The organism is Nesterenkonia flava, assembly GCF_031432335.1.
GTDB classification, from domain to species: Bacteria; Actinomycetota; Actinomycetes; order Actinomycetales; family Micrococcaceae; genus Nesterenkonia; species Nesterenkonia flava.
In genome coordinates this window covers 50,760-67,396 of the sequence record NZ_JAVKGT010000016.1, presented here as the reverse complement: position 1 = coordinate 67,396, position 16,637 = coordinate 50,760, and the positions used below count along the sequence as shown (strand labels likewise).

The window sequence follows — 16,637 nt, the reverse complement described above, 5'->3', positions numbered from 1 at the left end:
GAATGTCGCTTACAACTACGCAGACCACCGCTTCCAACTCCCGCTACGTGCCACCTACCCCGCTGAGTTCCGCGACGACGTTGTCCGCGTGCGAGTGTGCCGATAGCAGACCGCACAGCGTTGAAGCGGCCTGAGTTTCGTTCCGGGGTTTAGACCACCGCGGGCGCGGCCGTCATGTGTTGAGTGTACGAGGCCTCGACCTCTGCAGGAGTCCGATATGCGGCAGATGGCCTCGACCCCGAAAAGATCTTTGTGCTCGTCGATGAAGCGGATCATCTCGTCGTGCGGCGGTCGAGTTCCGCGGCGAAAAACGCCGAGGCCTTCTTCAAGATGGCGGATTCAACCGGTGGTCGCAACGAGCTCTGCGAACTTCTCCGATGGTGTCAGATATCCGAGGGTCTTGCGTGGCCGGCTGTTGAGTGAGTCCTGAATCGCTGTCAACTCCGAGCGGGTGACGACGCTCAGATCGGTGCTCTTAGGCAGGTACTGGCGGAGTAGCCCATTGGTGTTCTCGTTGCTGCCGCGCTGCCACGGGGAGTGCGGGTCGCAGAAGTAGATCGGGATCCCGGTCGCCGTCGTGAACTCGGCGTGCTTGGCCATCTCCGCACCCTGATCCCAGGTGATCGTCCGCGCCAGCGACGACGGCAGGGCGGTGATCGCCTCGCGCATCGCCACCTCCACTTGCTGGGCGCTCTTGCCCTCAGGCAGATGCAGCAGGAGCGTGAGCCTGGTGCTGCGTTCGACGAGGGTTCCGACCGCGCTACGACTGTTCTCGCCGAGAATGAGATCGCCCTCCCAGTGCCCAGGGACCGCACGGTCCTCGACCTCCGCGGGTCGCTCGCTGATCATCACCATCCCCGGCAGCCGACCGCGCCGGTCAGTCGCCGTCCGCGACTTACGGGCCGCACGTCCCGACCGCAGGCAGCGGGCGAGTTCGCGACGCAGGTGCCCGCGCCCCTGCACGAACAGGGACTGGTAGATCGTCTCGTGGCTCACGTGCATCTCCGGGTCGTCGGGATGCTCCAACCGTAGGCGGGCGGCGATCTCCTGCGGGGACCACAGCTGCTCCAGTTGCGTCGTGACAACCTCGAGCAGCCGTCCGCCGTCAAGCTTGAACGGCTTCGGCCTACGGGCCTGCTCGCGGGCGTCCTGATGCGCCCGCCACGCGGAGTACTCCTCGCGACCGCCGCCACGCTTGACCTCACGACTGATGGTCGAGACCGCTCGGCCCAGGCCATGAGCGATCGCGGTGAGCGTGTCACCGCGGGCGAGCCCGACCAGGATCTGCTCTCGATCGAGGACAGTCAGTTGCCCGTCGCGAGGCTCCCACCCGAATGGCTTCCCGTCGAGGTGTCGTCCCTCCCGCGCCATCTTCCCGACCATGGGCGCGGTGCACCCGACCTCGCGGGCGATGTCGATGAGCCGCCACCCCTTCGAGTGGAGACGGACCGCGAGCTGCTTCTGCTCACGACTGAGATGACCGTGTTTGCCCTGCAATCGATGCCTCCCGAGATCAGCGTCTGCTTCATCTCACAGCACTCATTGCGTTGACCGGTTGAATCCGCCGATCTCGTTGGCCCGCTGAGCTTCTGCTAACTCCCGGCGCAGCCGTCGGACCTCTTCTTCAGGGGACTCCCCGGCAGGCGGAGCATCGACCAGGGCCTGGTGGTTTCGCAGAGCGCGGTTGCACCAGTTTCGCAGCGTCTCAGGGCCGCACCCTAAGGAGTGGGCTACGACACGGATCGAGGCTGCCCGGGGCCCGCCTTCAGCGGCTTGGCGGTCGAAGACCATCCGCACTGCACGGTCCCGGAACTCGGGGCTGAACTTCTTTGGCATGTTCCGATTCTCCTTCGAGAGACTCGGAACGAAACCCAGGGCGCTTCAGTCCCCCTCGATCTGCAAGAGGCGTGGTCGGTCAGGTGGATGGCACCCCGACCTAGTACGGGGGCGATAAAGGGGGCTTTCTTGTATACCCCAGGGGGTATGTGCAAGAATGCCTGCATACCCCCGGGGGTATACAGGAGCTATTCATGGGAGGCGCAATGCTGTTGGAACGTATCTATGACGAAGATCTGGCACAGGCCAGCTACTTGATCGGCTGTCAGGCTGAGAATGAGGCGGTGGTGGTCGACCCTCGCCGTGACATCGCCGAGTATCTGGATCTTGCTCGACGCCACGAGATGAAGATCGTGGCCGTCACTGAGACTCATATCCATGCCGACTATCTCTCGGGAAGTCGAGAGCTGGCTTCGGCGACGGGCGCCGAGCTCTATGTCTCCGGCGAAGGCGACGATGATTGGCAATACGGGTTCGCTGCCCATCGCCTTTATGACGGTGATGCGATCACTATTGGAAACATCACTATCAAGGCTCGGCATACCCCTGGCCATACTCCGGAACACCTGGTCTTCGAGATCACTGATGGTGCGTTCAGTGATCAGCCGGGTTACGTCCTCTCGGGTGACTTCGTGTTCGCCGGCGAGCTCGGGCGGCCGGATCTGCTGGATGAGGCTGCGGGCGGTGTTGATACCCGGTATGAGGGAGCGAAGCAGCTCTTCAGCAGTCTGAAGAATGTCTTTGCTGGGATGGAAGACCACGTATTGGTCTACCCCGGCCATGGTGCAGGTAGTGCCTGCGGAAAATCGCTGGGTGCTCTGCCGGCCACGACAGTGGGCTATGAGCGTGCCAATGCCTGGTGGTCACGCTATCTTGAGAACGACGATGAGGCGGGATTCGTCCAGCAGCTGTTGGAGGGCCAGCCGGATGCTCACGCCTATTTCGGGCGGATGAAGCGGCAGAATAAGACGGGTCCTGCGATCCTGGGCCGGATGTCAGATCTGGAGGAACTTCCGGCCCATCAGGTGGCAGCCGGGGTGGAGACCGATGAGCTCATCGTGGTCGACACCCGCCCCCACCAGCAGGTGCATACCGGCACCGCGCTTGGGGCTCTGAATATCCCCGGTGATAAGCCTGCCAGCTTTGCCGCTTGGGTCTATGACCCAGAGCGGGAGAGCCGGCCTTTAGTGCTGCTGGCCGCCGATCAGAATGAGGCCCATCGACTACGGGCCCACCTGATCCGAGTCGGGATTGATCACCATGCCGGTTACATCAGCAGTCTCGAGGGCCTTCCGAGGCTCATCCCGGCAACCGTCCCCCCGGAGGAGCTCGCCGCAGTCGAGGCGGATGTGCTGCTCGATGTTCGCAACGCCTCTGAGTACGCAAACGGCCATATCCCCAAGGCGCAGAACCTCAGCGCCGGCAAGGTGCTCTGGCACCTGGACGAGCTGCCAAAGGACGCCACGATCATCTCTTATTGCCAATCCGGGAGGCGCAACTCCGTCGCGGCCAGCGCCCTTCGTCGAGAGGGCTACCGGGTCCTCGAGTTGGAAGGCAGCTACAACGCTTGGCTTGAGCACACGGACCGCTGATCTCCTACTCCACTGACGAAAGGCTGACTATGACTGTCACATATTGTGCTCCTGAGGATCTGCTTCAGGGCGACCCTTCTGCACCTCAAGTACTCATCGATGTCCGCACACCAGCGGAATTCGAAGCTGCTCATATCAAGGGTTCACGAAACCTTCCGCTGGATCTGCTCCAGAAGAACCCCTCCGCTGTGGCCTCCTCACTGCCAGAGGAGGTCATGCTGCTGTGTCAATCTGGTGCACGCAGCCAGCAGGCCGCACAGGCCCTGTCCCAAGCGGGGACTGACCGCCTCCACATGCTCAACGGCGGCATCAACGCCTATGTGCAGGCAGGCGGAGAGCTGATGCGGGGAACCCAACGATGGGAGATGGAACGACAAGTCCGCATGGGAGCCGGGGTCCTGGTGGCTACGGGCATCCTCGCCAGCCACTTCGTCAGCCCGAAGTTGAAGTGGCTCTCCTTCGGCGTCGGCTCTGGGCTGATCTTCGCCGCAGCGACCAACACCTGCGGCATGTCCTACGCGCTGAGCCGGATGCCCTGGAACAGAACCGCAGCAGACCCCACCCTGGAGTCCGCGCTTCGGGATATTCCTGACATCACCGGCACACTGTGAGACCTCCATGGAGCCTGTGACTGTAGTTATCGTCGGCCTAGCAGTGCTCATCGGTGTCTCATTGGGCCTGCTGGGTGGCGGCGGCTCCATCCTGGCGGTCCCGCTGTTGACCTATGTGGCCGGGATGGAGCCGCGGGAAGCAGTCGCGGGCTCACTGTTCGTAGTCGCTGTCACCTCAGCAGTGAGTCTGATCAGCCATGCACGCCGCGGCAACGTCCGGTGGAGGATCGGCGCGCTGTTCGGAACCGCCAGCATGTTCGGCGCCTTCGCCGGAGGACTGATCGGCAGCCGGATCCCTGGAACGGTGCTGATGATCGCCTTCGCCCTGATGATGCTTGTCACCGCAGCGGCCATGCTGCGCGGCCGGAAGGCGGTCCCTACATCCTCTCCGGGTGGGGAGCACTCCTCCCTGCGCAGGTGGCGCATCCTGGCCGACGGGCTGATCGTCGGCCTGGTGACGGGCATGGTGGGTGCAGGCGGCGGTTTCCTCGTGGTTCCCGCCTTGGCCTTGCTCGCCGGCCTGCCCATGTCCGCAGCAGTGGGCACCTCCCTGGTGGTGATCACCATGAAGTCAGTGGCCGGCCTAGGCGGCTACCTGACTGCCGTCACCCTGGATTGGCCACTCATCCTGCTGGTCACCGGCGCAGCAGTCATCGGAGCACTGCTGGGGTCACAGTTGACCGATCGCATTCCAGAGGGTGGCCTGCGCAAGGCCTTCGGAATCTTTGTCCTGATCATGGGCGGGCTTGTACTCACCCTGGAACTCACCTAAACAGAAGGAACTTCATCATGACGACTGTCCATGCCCTGAACCAGCACACCTTCGCCAGCAGCATCCACCAGGACGGCGTCGTCATGGTGGACTTTTGGGCCGAGTGGTGCCGCCCGTGCCGCGCCTTCGCCCCGGTCTTCGAAGGTGCCGCTGCCGAACATCCTGAGATCATGTTCGCCTCGGTGGACACCGAGGCCGAACCTGCCCTGGCCTCAGCTGCGAAGATCACCTCAGTACCTACACTGATGGCGTTCCGCGACGGCGTGTTGGTGTACTCACGGCCCGGCGCTCTGGCCCCGGCTGGTCTCCACGAACTTATCGAGTCCATCAAAGCCCTCGATATGAACGAAGTCCGGACCCAGCTCGCTTCCGGCTGACCCCGTCCTGCAGAATCATGGGACTATCATTCGTCGTATCCTCATTCTCTGATCCAAGGCACCGGAAGGACCCACATGCGTAACGCAGACGCGGAGACTCAGCGCAAGATCCTTAACAGGCTCAAACGTGCCCGAGGTCAGCTGGACTCGGTCATCAATTCGGTGGAGAACAACGGCTCATGCCGCGAGGTCGTCACCCAGTTGGCCGCAGTATCCACGGCCCTTGATCGTGCTGGCTTCATGATCGTCTCCGGTGCCATGCAGTACTGCATCACAGACCCGGAATCGGCGGCCGAAGAAGAGGACGGCCTCACCGTGGAGGAACTCGAAAAACTCTTCCTCACTCTTTCATGAAGCAATCCGGCCCAACCCTAAACGTCCTACGGGTGTCAACGTTGTCGACCTCGGGCGTGAGGAACGAACTGGTGACAGGTTCGGTTTAGGCCGCGAGCGTGAGCGGCTCGGTTAGTTTCGCTTCGAACTCGATGGGCGTCAAGCCGCCGAGGGTGTCCTGGGCTCGCTGGCGGTGATACTTCCTCTCGATCCACACGAGGATCGCCAGCCGCAGCTCCTGCCGCCTCGTCCACCGTTGCTGATTGAGCACGTTCGTTTGAAGCAGGGACCAGAAGCTCTCCATGGCCGCGTTGTCGCCGGCCGCGCCGACGCGGCCCATCGAGCCGACCATGTCGTGAAGTCGCAACTGGCGAGCCATCGCCCTGCTTCGAAACTGGCTGCCCCTATCGGGGTGCAGGATGCACCCGGCAACCTCACCGCGCCGAGTGAGGGCGTTGCCGACGGCGTCGACGGCCAGCTTCGCGGTCATCCGATGCGAGATCGAGTAACCGAGGATGCGGTGGGAGAACACGTCCTTGATCGCGCAGCAGTAGAGCGTGCCCTCGGTGGTGGTGCGGTGCTCGGTGATCTCGGTCAGTCACACCCGGTTCGGTGCCTCGGCGCGGAAGACCCGCTTCACGTGGTCATCGAACACGGGCGGGCCTGCCTTCTTACCTTTCCCGCGCCGGCGGGGCTGCGCGGACGAGAGGATCCCCGCCTGAGAACACAACTTCCACGCCGTCTTCCGGCTCATCGGCCACCCAGCCCGCCGCGCTTGGTCAGCGAGGTATCGGTAGCCGAACGTGCCGATGTGGTCGGCGAAGCCCAGCAGGATGCCGAAGGCGATGAGCATGGTCGCCACGAGCCACAGGCTGCGGAACGTGGACATGATGTAGCCCTCGAGCAGCAGCCCGAGCACCACGATCGGGATGGTGCCGACGATGATCAGCCAGCCCATCCGTGCGTCGGGGTCATTGTGGGAGCCGCGCCCGAACATGGCCGCGAACCACGCTTTCAGGATACGGACGATATCGCGCCAGAAGAACACCAGCACGGCTGCTTCGGTGACGAGCTGGGTGATGGCGGTGAACGCCGCGCCCGGGTCCTGGGCGCCGGGGAGGAACTCCCCCACGATCCGCAGGTGGGCGGAGGAGGAGATGGGGAGAAACTCAGTCAGCCCCTGGACCAGGCCGAGAATGATCGCTTCGATCCATAGCACCCGGTGACTTTACCGGTAACCCATGACCTACTGACCCTCTGACGCGGTATCTATAGGTTGCCGCGGTGCTTGCTCATTTCGTCGTACTGCAAGGGTCGCGGCAGAGCGGCTCCGGAGCGGAACGTTCCGCGGCTGAGGGCGAGTCCGCCGATAGGGGCGGTGAGCAGCTGCAGCAGGATGGCCAGGCCGAGTTTGATGCCGGTGGCCAGGCCGGGGTCGGTGACCATCACGCCCAGCAGTACCAGCACCAGGCCGAGGGTTCCAGATTTGGTGACAGCGGTCAAGCGCGTATAAGGGTCGGGGAACCGGACCAGACCTACGCCAGCGACCACGAACAGCGCGATACCACCAGCCAGTAGGGCTGCCCCTGTGATGGCCTGTGCCGTCTCCAGGAGGTCGAGGGCGCTCATTCGGCATCACCTGCCGAGGTCGTGGTTGTTGCAGTCTCTGTGGTTATTGCTGCGGATCGGCTGCGGCCCAGGTAGCGCCCCAGGATCAGTGCGGAGATGAACCCGATCAGGGTCACGACGACAACGAGGTCCACCAGCAGATGGCGCTCCCAGAGCAGGGCGAGCATGGCCAGGGATGCGACGAGGACAAAGAAGACGTGGTCAGCGCCGATGGCGCGGTCAGCCTCAGCAGGGCCGCGTGCTGCCCGGTAGATGGCCGGCAGGACGGTAAGGACTAACAGTGCCAGCGCGGCCCAGCCGATGGGCATGCCGAGGATCTCGAAGGTGATGAGTTCTCGAGGTGTCATTGGCGTGCCTCCTTCTGCTCGCCGGTTGTGCTGACGCGGGTGATGCTCAGTAGCTTGTTCTCCAGTTCGTGGAGTTCGGCGTGGAAGTCTTCCGGTGTGCGAGGTGCGTAGAGGTCCAGCACGTAAAGGATTTCACCCTGGCCGGAGGGCTCGTCGATATCGATGGTCAGCGTGCCGGGGGTGAGGGTGATCAGGTTACTCAGCACTGTAACCTCCGTCGGTGTGAGCCCCCGGGTCTGGTAGGCCACGATCGCCGGTGTCAGTGAGCTTCCGGGGGTGAGGATGTCTGCGGCGACCTGCCAGTTGGCCCGAAGCATCTCCCAGATGAACCACATCAGGAAGCCGGGAAGCCGGATGAGCCGTCTGAAGGTCTTGATCAGGGCTTTGGTCATGGGTACAGCACCGCCTCGGTGTAGGTGGTGGTATCGGTAAGTCCTTCAGCTGCGGTGATAGCCAGGTCCATGAGCGCCTGTGCGCCCAATCCGATCCCCACGGTGCAGATCACCAGTACCGCACCTGGCATGATCAGCCGACGAGGGACGCGGTGCAGGCTGGTGGGCGCAGCCCGAATGAACTTGCGGCGCAGTCTGCCCGCAGAGGGGTCGGTGGCATCCGGAGCGGTCGACGATGAGGAAGTCAGGACTCGTTGTTTCGACGGTTCGGGATCAGACCCCCAGAAAGCTCCGTTCCAGATTTTGAGCATCGACAGCAGGGTGAAGAGGCTGACCACTACGGCGCAGGCGGCGGCCAGGTAGAGCCCGGCCTCCAGGGAGGCGTGGATCAGCGACATCTTCCCCACAAAGCCCGACAGTGGCGGGACACCAACCAAGGACAGGGCCGCCAAGATGAACACCAACCCCAGCCACGGCTCCCGGCGGGCATAGCCACCCAGCTGCGAGAGCTTGCCAGTACCGGCGTGGTGCTCCACAGCTCCGCAGGCGAGGAAGAGGGCGGCTTTCACAATGATGTACTGGATCATGAAGAAGATCCCCGCTGCCATCCCCAGGGGCCCGAAGAAAGCCAGAGGCAGCATAATATAGCCGACCTGGCTGGTCATATGGAAGCTGAGGATCGAACGCATCCTGGACTCGCCCAGGGCACCGAAGACTCCAATGATCATGGTAGCCAGCAGCACGACCAACCAGACGGTCTCCAGCCCGGTGCCCTCATAGACCAACCCATAGATCCGGAAAATCCCGTAGACCCCGATCTTGGTCAGAAGCCCGGAAAACAGGGCGGTGACTGCCACCGAGGCGAAGGGGTAGGACCGTGGCAGCCAGGTGTGGACCGGGACCAGGGCGGCCTTCGCCCCCAAGGCCAGCAGCACCACCCCGGTGGCCAGTGCGACGGCGGGCGACTCGGTGGCCGCACCGGCCAATTCTGCCAGATTTACGGTCCCGGCGGTACCATAGACCAGCCCGATCCCGGCCAGCAGCACCGTTGAGACCAGCAGGTTGACGCCGAAATAGATCCTCCCGGCGGTCATCGCCGCTGCCTTGCCACTGCGGGTCAGCAGCACGTAGGAAGGGATCAGGGCGACTTCGATCATCACGAACAGGTTGAACAGATCGCCGGTGAGGAAGGCTCCATAGACCCCCGCAGAGAGCACCAGCACCAGTGGGTGGAAATAGGGATCAGCGTCGTCGCCGGTGAAGATGGCGAAGACGCTGCAGACCAGCACCATCAGGGCGGCCACGGCCAGCATCAGCCCGGCAAAGGTGTCAAGGACGAAAGGGATGGAAATCCCCGGAACCCATCCGGAGACCTGTTCGGCGATCACTATCCCGTCGCTGACCGCAGCGATGCTGATCAGTGCACCGCCCAGGATCAGGGCGTGGGTGGTGAGGGCGAGGAACCGTTGCAGGTTCTCCGATTTCTTAGCCAGCAGGGTCACGGCGGCGGTGAGAATGGGTAGCCAGAGGAAGGCAGGCAGCGTGGCGGCGAGCACTTCGGGGTTCATGCGTGCTCCTTTCCGTCGGTGCGGCCGGTCGGCTGATCCCCGGTGCTGGTAGTGCCTACAGGTTCTCCTGAAGTGGATGGGGCATCCACGACGGTGCCGTGGTCCTCATCGGCATCTGATGGTTCGGCGTCTGAGCTTTTGCCGTCCTCGTCTCCGCCGTGACCGGCCAGGGCGAAGAGGTAGACGGTCAGCGCGAAGGTGATCACGATGGCGGTGAGGGTGAAGGCCTGCACCAACGGGTCGGAGAGCCCATCGGTGGGCATGTCCTCCCCGACGTAGGCGGGTTCGCGGTCCCGCTGGCCCCCGGCGGCGAGAATGATGATGTTAGCGGCGTGTCCGAGCAGCACGAAACCCAGTGCCGCTCGGACCAGTCCGCGCTGCAGGATCAGGTACACCCCTCCTGCCACAAGCGCGGTGACCAAGATGACGGCGCTCATCGGGGTCCTCCTTCCGCAACGGTGGGCTGATTGTCAGCGGGCTGTGACTGGTCAGTGCGGGGTTCTGCTGCATCAGGCGGGGGTGCCGCGGCGGGGTCCAACCAGTCGCTGTGTGGCACGGCGCCACGGGTGAATCGGTCCAGGGCGGCAACCACCAGTCCGAGCACGGCGAAGAAGACACCGAGGTCGAAGATCAGCGAGGTGGTCAGCCCCTGGTAGAAGGAACCGATCTCGATGCTGCCGGTGATCGGACTCAGGAAGGAGCCCTGGATCAGTCCGAGGGTTCCGGCTGCAATGGCCACGATGAGCCCGGCGGCCAATAGTGCGATGGGCCGCAGCCGGGAAGGGTAGTCTGCCGATCGGGGCAGGCGGGCGATCACCACCGCCAGAGCAGCCACCAGAGCGGAGACGAAGCCTCCGCCGGGCTCGTAGTGACCGCGCCAGAGCAGCCACAGGGCAACAGCGGCGATCAGCGGCACCAGGATCTTCCGGGCGGTGTTCAGCACCGTCTTGTCCCCGGGAAGGTCCATGGTGCGGGCCTTCTCATCAGCCGGTGCTTCCCCGCGCAGCAGCGCCAACAGGCCGATAGCGGCCACGGCCAGCACGGTCATCTCCCCGAAGGTGTCCAGGCCGCGGAAGTCCACCAGGATCGAGTTGACCAGGTTGGTGCCCCCTGCGGCCTCCTCGGTCTCATCGATGTACCACTGGGCGGCGTTGGTGGCCTCCGGCCGCCCGGTGAGGAACAGCGTGGCGGCTCCGGCGGCCAGGCCGAGGACCACGGCGACGACGGCGGCCCCTCCGCGGCGCATCATGCCCACCGGGGAGAAGGTCTCCGGCAACCGGCGCAGGATCAGCACGGCCACCGCCACGGTGAGGATTTCCACTGTCATCTGGGTCAGGGCAAGGTCAATTCCGCCCAGCAGGATGAACCAGCCGGCTACCAAGAACCCGATGACCCCCATCATCGCCACTGCTCCGATTCTGGACGTGGTCACGCACAGCCCCACGACGGCCAGGACGGTCAGTCCCACGACGAACCAGTCCTCAGGGCGCGACACTGGTGGCTGAGTGACCTCGAGCCGGCCCAGAAAGGGGACCGCCGCCGCCAGGGCGGCGACTGTTCCCAGCGGCCAGAGCAGATGAGGGGCCAGCGCGCCCGAGCGGGCCGGACGGGCCACCAGGTCGCAGAGGTGCAGCAGCCCGGCGTAGGCGGCGTCGTAGACCTTCACCCCGGTCACGGGCAGGACTAGGCGCTGCAGGGCGCGGTCCACCGGCTCCCGTGCCAGGAAGAGTACGAGACCGAACACTATGGTGGCTGTCGACATCCATAGTGCGGGGGAGGCGATCGAGTCCGGCAGCAGGCTCAGTCCGGGGTGGGACTCATCCGTGAGCACAGTGGCCTGGACCATGCGGTCGAACAATGGGTTCAGGTAGGCCACGAAGAGGCCCAGCAGCAGCCCGGCCACAGCGGTGACAGCGGCCGGGGCTAGGAAGGCGGGGGCGGCGTCGTAGAGGCCACGCTGCTGGGTGGGGCCGGCGAAGGCGCCCCACAGCAGGCGGAAGCTGTAGGCGAAGGTCACCGCTGCCGAGGCTACGGCTACCGCGCTGACGATCCAGCCCCAGTGCCCGGGCAGTTCCAGGAAAGCGTAGTAGCCCTTCTCCTTGGAGACGAAGCCCAGGAAGGGCGGCAGCCCTGCCATGGACATGGCTGCCAGCGCGGTGAGCACCGCGGTGAAGGGCATCACCCGGTAGAGCCCGGAGAGCTCACGGATGTCGCGGCTGCCGGCCTCCTTGTCGATGACGCCGACCAGCATGAACAGGGTGGCCTTGAACAGCGCGTGGGAGAAAGTGTGCAGTCCCGCCACGGCGAGGGCATCATGGGTCCCAACGCCGATCAGCGCGACGATCCAGCCCAGCTGACTGACCGTGGAGTAGGCCAGCAGCGCCTTCAGGTCATGCTGCTGCAGGGCGAAGACCGCCCCGATGACCGTGGTGATCAGTCCGACGGCGACCAGCACGGTGGTCCACCACCAGAAGTCGGTGAAGGGCTGGGAGAAGCGCATCAGCACATAGATCCCTGCCTTCACCATGGTGGCGGCGTGGAGGTAGGCGCTCACCGGGGTGAGAGCCACCATGGCATCCGGCAGCCAGAAGTGGAAGGGGAACTGGGCGGACTTGGTCATCGCCGCGTAGATGATCAGTCCGCCGATCCACGGGGCGTAGGGGGAGGAGGTGACGGTGCCGGCGTCGTCGAGGATCTCAGTGAGATTGGTGGTGCCGGTGACTTGCCACAGCAGCAGCACCGCGGCCAGCAGCGCCAGCCCGCCGGAAATGGTGATCACGAAGGCCCGGGTGGCCGGCCGGGCCTGATGCAAGCCCTGGGCACCGATAAGGAAGAAGGAGCACAGTGTGGTGATCTCGAAGAAGACGTACAGGGTGATGATGTCCGCAGAGAGGACCATCCCCAGCATGGCGGTGGCGAACAGGCTCAGCAGCATGTAGAGCCTGCCGTGGTCGTATTCCTCGCTGAGGTAGCGGGCGCAGTAGGACATAATCAGCGCACCCACACCCAGGGCGAGGACCGCGAAGACCAGACTCAGCCCGTCCAGATGCAGCCGCAGAGCGATGTCGAAGCTCTCAATCCACATCCACTCACCAGTGATTGTCTCTCCGGCCAGCACCTCGGGCGCATTGCTGAGCACCAGCGCAAGGGAGACTAGGAACAGTCCTGCGATGGGATACCCGGCATTGCGGCCCCACCGATAAGACAACGGCCGCGCAAGAAGCACTGCTGCAATCATCGTGATAAGCCCAAACAGCAGCGTCAACAGCACGTCCTTCCGTCAGGTTCGGCGGGGTGTCGTCCTGGTAGCGCTGCACATTCGCGGCAACGCATCAAAACATCATCCAGGGAATACCAAGCTACAACGGACGGGACAGTTCCTCTATTCCCTCCCGTCCAAATACCCCCGATGTGGTTGAGAGATGGCTAGCAGGAGGGACTGATGCAGGAACAGGTGAAAGCCAATGATGCCGCAACAGTGGAACGCCCTGGCCCGTTGGTGGTGCCCACACATGAGGTCGTTCATCTATACCCGCAACGCCGCACCCAACATCGCACAGCGACACCAGCATTATAAACAGTGCAAGACCATCGCCGAAGAACACCAGCACGAAGTGATCGGCACAGCACACGACGACGGGTGCGAACGCTCAGGACTGGCCACCCTCATCGAAGGGCTCGGGTGACCCTTAGTTCGGGTATCGGTACCTGGCCGATGAAGTATCCGAAGCCGGGTACCCCATGGCCCATCGCACCGCCTGGCGGCTATGCAACACCCAGGGCGTGTTCTCGGTGATCAGCCGCCGCAAGAAGTGCAAGGGCACCCGCCCAGGACCACCGGCCCACGATGATCTGCTGCAGCGTCAGTTCAGCACCGTGAAGGCGCTGAACGAGATCTGGCTGACCGACATCATGCCCAGCCGTGGCGGACCCGAGAGGAGCTGCGGCTGCGGATCGTCCGGTGGATTGAGAGGACCTATCACCGCAGGAGGAAACAGAAGGTTCTGGGGGAGTTGCCCCCGATCTCCTAGAGGAGAAACTGCTCACGCAGGCGCTGACATTAGCGGCCTGACCAGGAAACCCAACCTGTTACCCGTTCTTGCATCAGCCCCCAGCGTCTTGATTGGCTTCCTGGGGTTTGAGAAGTATCTACGAAGGTCCACCAGGTCGTCGTTGATCTGCAGCAGTGCCTCGATGCCCAGTGCTTAGTGAGGCCTTCAGCCGTGTGCTGTTCTCCGTTGCGTGTCAGGAGCTTCTCGCTCGGGTGCTCGCCGAGAGGCCCGCGCCGTAGTCTGGGCCGGTGATCTGACCCCCGAACCAGTACTCGATCAGTGCCCTGGAGATCGAGCCGCGTGGCGGGATGATCACCTCACCGGTGGACACCGCGTGCGCCAGCCCCTGACGAGTGAACCAGCGCACCGAGCGGATCTCGTCGTCGTCGGGTCTCGCCTGTTCCGCGTTCTCTACGCGGGTGAGGAATCCCAGCATGAGCTGAGCAGGAAACGGCCAGGGCTGGGAGCCCAGATACTGGACATCGCGGACGACGACGCCGGCCTCCTCCCGGACTTCGCGGGCTACCGTGTCCTCCAAGGACTCGCCTGCTTCGACGAAACCGGCGAAAGTTGAGAACCTGCGCTCCTCCCACTGGTAGGCGGAGCCCAGAAGGAGCCGGTCCTGACCGTCCACCACCGCGGTGATCATTGCAGGGTTCATTCGTGGGAAGTGGTCCGTCGAGCAGTTCGAGCAAAAGCGCATCCAGCCAGAGGACCTCACCACGGTGCGGTGCCCGCAAGTCCCGCAGAAGGTGGCGGTCGCATGCCAATTGGAGATGGCCACGGCCTGGGTAAACAGGCCCAGATGGAACGGGTCCAACAGTGCCAACGCAGTGCGAAGAGACAGCCAGGAAACCTCGGGATCGTCCTCTGGGCCTTGCCCGGAAGCATCAAGAACAAGATGCACCCGCTCAGACTGATCGTGCCCGGCCCCATAGAGCGTAGACTCTGGCGCCGCGCCGAGATAGACCATGCCCGCCGGAAGGGGGCCACTCGGGCGTTGCAGAATGAGTGCCGATGCGGCACTGGAATGCCGCGCAGGGACCGGCGCTCGCCGGTTCCGCAGAGTAAGAACCAATGTACGGGGAGAGTCCCACACCTGCTGCAACCAGCCAGGTTGCTCCCGGTCACTGATCCGCCGGTCCAACAGATGCTGAGAAGCAGGAAGCTCAAGCTTCGCCTGAGGGCGTCCAGTGGTGGGAGGTGGCGTCGACATAGCCGTCACATTAGCTGTGACGCTTGCGAGAATCCGTAAGTGGTGACCGTTTCCAAGGTGTGGCGTGCCCAGTGGTGCAGGACGAACTCTTCATGGGGAACCACGGGCTCGGGCAGAGCCATCGGGTCTGCCCACTGTAGTGCGGCGGCTTTCTCCGGCTCCTGGATCTGCGGCTCGCCCTGCCATCTGTGCGCCGCGAAGAAAAAGTCAGCCCGCTCGTCAGTCGGTTTGCCGTTTCCCACTGTGCGGTGCATGACGGTCAAGGGGCGCAGGTCCTCTTCGTGGATGATCACGCCGAGCTCTTCCCGGGCTTCGCGTACTGCGGCCTGAAGCACCGACTCTCCGGCCTCCACGTGACCGGCGGCCCCCGCGGACCAGTACCCATCCATGTACCCGGTGCCCTGCCGGCAGGACAGGAGTACCCGATTACCCGATTCTGCTCGTCGACCAGCCATACATAGGCGGCAGGGATGACCTGGAACCGGTGGTGCACTGTGGGCCGGGCGGGCGCGATACTGTCCATTGCGCCACTGTAGAACAGCGAGTTGCTGTCGGCATCGCGGGCCCGTAAGAGCTCGCCCCTAGAGTGGTGCCATGCGTCGTCGTTCCCCCGGGCTTGCTGAGGTTCCGTGGAACGCTCCCTACTACCGACGTCTGGGGTTCGTTGAGCTGCCCCAGGATCAGCTCACGCCCGGGTTGGTGGCGATTCGCCGCAGGGAGGCGGAGCTTGGACTGGATCGATGGCCCCGCTTGTGCATGCGTATGGCGCGGGTCCGCGGAGCTAACGAGGCGGTCACCTACGAAGCGAGTGCCCTGCTATCCCAATTGCTGTTCCTAGAGGAGGTTCAGAGCGCGCAGCTTCGTTTCGACGTCGTCGTTGCTGGGCTCCACGTGATGAGTGGAGTCCGGGTAGACCACCACGGGGATGTTCATCCGCCCGGAAATCTCCTGGGCCACCTGGGCGGCGTCAGGCTCCGCCTCCAGGTCAATGTAGGTGTAGGCCACACCGAGCTCATCCAGCTGCGCCTTGGTGCGGCGGCAGTCCCGGCACCAGTCTGCGCCGAACATGGTGATCCTCTGGTCTGCGTGATCGCTCATGGCACCAGAGTCTATGCCTCTGCGCCGCGAGCCCGGCGCAGACGACTGATGATGAACCAGAGCACCGCCAGCACCAGGGCCGCCAGCACCACGTACTGCAGGACGCTGGCGTAACGCTCCACCACGTGCCAGTTCTCCCCCAGGAAGTACCCGGCCAGGATGAAAATCGCGTTCCAGATGAGGCTTCCGGCCGTGGTCAGCAGACCGAAGCGCCACAGCGGCATCCGCGCGACGCCGGCGGGGATAGAAATCAGGCTGCGGAAGATCGGCAGCATCCGGCCGAAGAACACCGCCCACGGACCATGCCGCTGGAACCACGCCACAGTGCGCTCCACATCGGAACCATCCACCAGAGGCATCCGGTCGGCGATTCGGCGCAGGCGCTCGGCACCCAGCAGGGCCCCCAGGCCGTAGAGCACATAGGCGCCCACCACTGACCCGAGGGTGGTCCACAGCAGCGCCTCCGCCAGGGTGAAGCTGCCCCGACTGGCGGCCAGTCCCGCCAGCGGAAGGATGACCTCACTGGGGATTGGTGGGAAGAGGTTCTCCAGCGCCACCGCTAAACCGGCGCCCGGGGCCCCGATCATCTCCATCAAGGAGACTGCCCAGTCGGAGATGCGGGTCAGGACGGACTCAGATTCGGTCGTGTTCATCACGGTTGCGTTCCTTGGTCAGTCGGCGGTATCGGCATCCCCCGGCGCTGCCCGCAGATCGCCCCCACACTCCCGCGCGCCGCGTGATCTCATCCTGCGGTATGAGCGGAACTCACGCTTACGTACTACATGGGGAGGGGCCCTCCCCATGTCCATAGACC

At 64.0% G+C, this 16,637-nt stretch carries 19 protein-coding genes, 1 pseudogene and 1 other annotated feature; of the genes and pseudogenes, 6 read left to right on the top strand and 14 right to left on the bottom strand.

Features of this window, described 5'->3' with window-relative positions; genetic code table 11:
* Positions 1-188 precede the first annotated feature (188 nt).
* Positions 189-315: a sequence feature (AL1L pseudoknot), on the bottom strand.
* 24 nt (positions 316-339) lie between these two features.
* Positions 340-1,497, bottom strand: coding sequence for an IS30 family transposase (locus tag RH857_RS07650; RefSeq protein WP_310537382.1), 1,158 nt, complete (start codon positions 1,495-1,497; stop codon positions 340-342).
* Between the two features lie 42 nt (positions 1,498-1,539).
* A complete protein-coding gene (locus tag RH857_RS07645; protein WP_310537381.1) occupies positions 1,540-1,836 on the bottom strand; it encodes a transposase in 297 nt (98 codons plus the stop codon).
* Between the two features lie 206 nt (positions 1,837-2,042).
* Here RH857_RS07645 and RH857_RS07640 point away from each other — a divergent pair, with 206 nt between their 5' ends.
* From RH857_RS07640 to RH857_RS07620, 5 genes are all read left to right on the top strand, one after another.
* Positions 2,043-3,428 carry an MBL fold metallo-hydrolase gene (locus RH857_RS07640; RefSeq protein ID WP_310537380.1) on the top strand — a complete coding sequence of 462 codons (1,386 nt, stop codon included), beginning with the start codon at positions 2,043-2,045 and terminating at the stop codon, positions 3,426-3,428.
* A gap of 29 nt (positions 3,429-3,457) precedes the next feature.
* A complete protein-coding gene (locus RH857_RS07635; protein WP_310537379.1) occupies positions 3,458-4,039 on the top strand; it encodes a rhodanese-like domain-containing protein in 582 nt (193 codons plus the stop codon).
* Positions 4,040-4,055: 16 nt separating this feature from the next.
* A complete protein-coding gene (locus RH857_RS07630) occupies positions 4,056-4,811 on the top strand; it encodes a sulfite exporter TauE/SafE family protein (RefSeq protein ID WP_310537378.1) in 756 nt (251 codons plus the stop codon).
* 17 nt (positions 4,812-4,828) lie between these two features.
* On the top strand, positions 4,829-5,188 hold the full coding sequence (locus tag RH857_RS07625) for a thioredoxin family protein (RefSeq protein WP_310537377.1): 360 nt from the start codon (positions 4,829-4,831) through the stop codon (positions 5,186-5,188).
* Positions 5,189-5,263: 75 nt separating this feature from the next.
* Positions 5,264-5,542: a metal-sensitive transcriptional regulator gene (locus tag RH857_RS07620; protein WP_310537376.1), complete on the top strand. Its 279-nt coding sequence runs from the start codon at positions 5,264-5,266 to the stop codon at positions 5,540-5,542.
* 85 nt (positions 5,543-5,627) lie between these two features.
* Here the strand turns inward: RH857_RS07620 and RH857_RS07615 are convergent, their stop codons facing one another.
* The 8 genes and pseudogenes from RH857_RS07615 to mbhE form a co-directional block, all read right to left on the bottom strand.
* Positions 5,628-6,110, bottom strand: a complete 483-nt coding sequence (locus RH857_RS07615; protein WP_374761134.1) for a DDE-type integrase/transposase/recombinase — start codon at positions 6,108-6,110, stop codon at positions 5,628-5,630.
* Between the two features lie 216 nt (positions 6,111-6,326).
* Positions 6,327-6,740, bottom strand: a pseudogene (locus RH857_RS07610) (undecaprenyl-diphosphate phosphatase); the annotation flags it as partial.
* Between the two features lie 50 nt (positions 6,741-6,790).
* Positions 6,791-7,150 carry a monovalent cation/H(+) antiporter subunit G gene (mnhG, locus tag RH857_RS07605; protein ID WP_310537375.1) on the bottom strand — a complete coding sequence of 120 codons (360 nt, stop codon included), beginning with the start codon at positions 7,148-7,150 and terminating at the stop codon, positions 6,791-6,793.
* Positions 7,147-7,497 carry an MrpF/PhaF family protein gene (locus tag RH857_RS07600; protein ID WP_310537374.1) on the bottom strand — a complete coding sequence of 117 codons (351 nt, stop codon included), beginning with the start codon at positions 7,495-7,497 and terminating at the stop codon, positions 7,147-7,149. The genes mnhG and RH857_RS07600 overlap by 4 nt, the downstream gene beginning before the upstream one ends.
* On the bottom strand, positions 7,494-7,889 hold the full coding sequence (locus tag RH857_RS07595) for a Na+/H+ antiporter subunit E (RefSeq protein ID WP_310537373.1): 396 nt from the start codon (positions 7,887-7,889) through the stop codon (positions 7,494-7,496). Before RH857_RS07595 ends, RH857_RS07600 begins: the two co-directional genes overlap by 4 nt.
* On the bottom strand, positions 7,886-9,457 hold the full coding sequence (locus tag RH857_RS07590) for a monovalent cation/H+ antiporter subunit D family protein (protein WP_310537372.1): 1,572 nt from the start codon (positions 9,455-9,457) through the stop codon (positions 7,886-7,888). The genes RH857_RS07595 and RH857_RS07590 overlap by 4 nt, the downstream gene beginning before the upstream one ends.
* Positions 9,454-9,894, bottom strand: coding sequence for a sodium:proton antiporter (locus RH857_RS07585; RefSeq protein ID WP_310537371.1), 441 nt, complete (start codon positions 9,892-9,894; stop codon positions 9,454-9,456). The genes RH857_RS07590 and RH857_RS07585 overlap by 4 nt, the downstream gene beginning before the upstream one ends.
* Positions 9,891-12,722, bottom strand: coding sequence for a hydrogen gas-evolving membrane-bound hydrogenase subunit E (gene mbhE, locus RH857_RS07580; RefSeq protein ID WP_310537370.1), 2,832 nt, complete (start codon positions 12,720-12,722; stop codon positions 9,891-9,893). The genes RH857_RS07585 and mbhE overlap by 4 nt, the downstream gene beginning before the upstream one ends.
* A 247-nt stretch (positions 12,723-12,969) precedes the next feature.
* Between mbhE and RH857_RS07575 the strand changes: the two genes are divergently transcribed.
* Positions 12,970-13,143, top strand: a complete 174-nt coding sequence (locus tag RH857_RS07575) for a hypothetical protein (protein WP_310537369.1) — start codon at positions 12,970-12,972, stop codon at positions 13,141-13,143.
* Positions 13,144-13,702: 559 nt separating this feature from the next.
* Here the strand turns inward: RH857_RS07575 and nudC are convergent.
* From nudC to RH857_RS07555, 4 genes are all read right to left on the bottom strand, one after another.
* Entirely contained in the window at positions 13,703-14,725 is a 1,023-nt protein-coding gene (gene nudC / locus RH857_RS07570) for an NAD(+) diphosphatase (protein ID WP_310537368.1), read from the bottom strand.
* Between the two features lie 5 nt (positions 14,726-14,730).
* Entirely contained in the window at positions 14,731-15,114 is a 384-nt protein-coding gene (locus tag RH857_RS07565) for an NUDIX domain-containing protein (protein WP_310537367.1), read from the bottom strand.
* A gap of 445 nt (positions 15,115-15,559) precedes the next feature.
* On the bottom strand, positions 15,560-15,823 hold the full coding sequence (locus tag RH857_RS07560) for a glutaredoxin family protein (RefSeq protein ID WP_310537366.1): 264 nt from the start codon (positions 15,821-15,823) through the stop codon (positions 15,560-15,562).
* Positions 15,824-15,834: 11 nt separating this feature from the next.
* Positions 15,835-16,476, bottom strand: a complete 642-nt coding sequence (locus RH857_RS07555; protein ID WP_310537365.1) for a DedA family protein — start codon at positions 16,474-16,476, stop codon at positions 15,835-15,837.
* Between the last annotated feature and the right edge of the window lie 161 nt (positions 16,477-16,637).